This window comes from Pelistega europaea, from assembly GCF_013133775.1.
GTDB classification, from domain to species: Bacteria; Pseudomonadota; Gammaproteobacteria; order Burkholderiales; family Burkholderiaceae_B; genus Taylorella; species Taylorella europaea.
In genome coordinates this window covers 1-1,449 of the sequence record NZ_JABGBO010000023.1, presented here as the reverse complement: position 1 = coordinate 1,449, position 1,449 = coordinate 1, and the positions used below count along the sequence as shown (strand labels likewise).

Annotated in this window: 1 protein-coding gene and 1 pseudogene; both read right to left on the bottom strand. The window is 41.4% G+C overall.

Annotated elements, in window-relative coordinates; translation table 11 throughout:
- Positions 1–31 precede the first annotated feature (31 nt).
- Positions 32–895 (bottom strand): annotated as a pseudogene (locus tag HKX40_RS10545) (IS3 family transposase); the annotation flags it as partial.
- Positions 883–1,404 carry a helix-turn-helix domain-containing protein gene (locus HKX40_RS10540; protein ID WP_171589537.1) on the bottom strand — a complete coding sequence of 174 codons (522 nt, stop codon included), beginning with the start codon at positions 1,402–1,404 and terminating at the stop codon, positions 883–885. The gene HKX40_RS10540 and the pseudogene HKX40_RS10545, both read right to left, overlap by 13 nt.
- Between the last annotated feature and the right edge of the window lie 45 nt (positions 1,405–1,449).

Below are 1,449 nucleotides of genomic sequence, written 5' to 3'. Positions count from 1 at the left end.
TGAACTGACCCCATAAACTTGGACAGTTTAATTAAGAAGTAGTATTAGAGGACTGTAATCTGTATTGAACAGGAGGCAGTCCTCTTAGTTTAGTATGAATACGTTCATGATTATAGTAATGAATGTATTCATGGATACGTTGTTCGAGTTGTTCTATTGATTCAAATTTCTCCGTATAGAACATTTCACATTTTAGCGTACCGAAGAAGTTTTCTATCACGGAATTATCTAAGCAATTGCCTTTGCGCGACATACTCTGCGTTAAACCTCGCTGTGCCAACGTATGTTGGTAAGTAGGGTGCTGATAATGCCATCCCTGATCTGAATGAACCAACGGTGAGGCATTCTCAGGTAACTGAGCCAAGGCTTGACTCATCATCTCTGCCACTAAGTCATAGGTCGGACGTCTTTTCAGTGTGTAAGACACAATCTCTCGGTTGTATAAATCCATAAGTGGTGAGAGATATAGCTTATCCTCTCCAACTTTAAATTCAGTCACATCGGTGACCCATTTCTCATTTGGCTGTACACTTTCAAACTGACGTGCCAATATATTGGCAGCAATTCGTCCTTGCTCCCCTTGATAAGAGCTGTAGCGTCGACGACGACGGATAACCGCACGAAGTCCTTGTTTAGCCATTAACCGTTGGATGCGTTTTTTATTAACAAGCTTACCCATTTGCCTCAACAATAAAGTAATCCGGCGATAGCCATAACACCCTTTATGCTGTGCAAATAAAACTGTAATTTCTTGTATCAGAGGCTCTGGTTCAGAGGTTTCTGTCAGTTCAGCCTTCGCATGATAATAATACGTACTACGAGCCACACCCGCCGTGGCTAGTAAGTCAGACAACGGGAAGGATTGCTGACGTAACTCTCTGATTATGGACGTTTTTTCTTGAGTTGTTGGGCTTGTGCCTTTTTCCTCAACAACTCGTCCAACTTTTTTAAGTAAGCATTCTCCGCTCGACGATACTGTAACTCCCGAATCAGCTCTTCACGAGTCTTTTCTTCATCAGGTTTACTTAAATCAGGACGGTATGCTTGCTTAGCCATGGAAGACTCCTTATTTAACCCAGTCAATAGACCTTTTTCTTCTTTTCGTTTCCATTTTAGAATAGTTGAGGGAGCAATACCACCATAACGCATACTTGTTGCTACAAGGCTTAAACCCTCTGAACGCATCGTTTCAATCACTTCTCGTTTAAACGCCAGTGTTCGGTGGATAGTAGGACGACGATTCAGGAATCCTTCTTCACCATGTAAACGATATTGGCGTACCCATTGTTTCATGAGGGTATGAGTTATTCCAAATTTTTTGGCTGTTAGCTTATAACCATCATGACTATTTAGATAGTGCAATACGGCATCTATCTTCTGTTGAACACTATATTTTTTGCTCATATTTAACCCCCATAGTTGGTGTCCAACTTATGGGGGTCAGTTCAT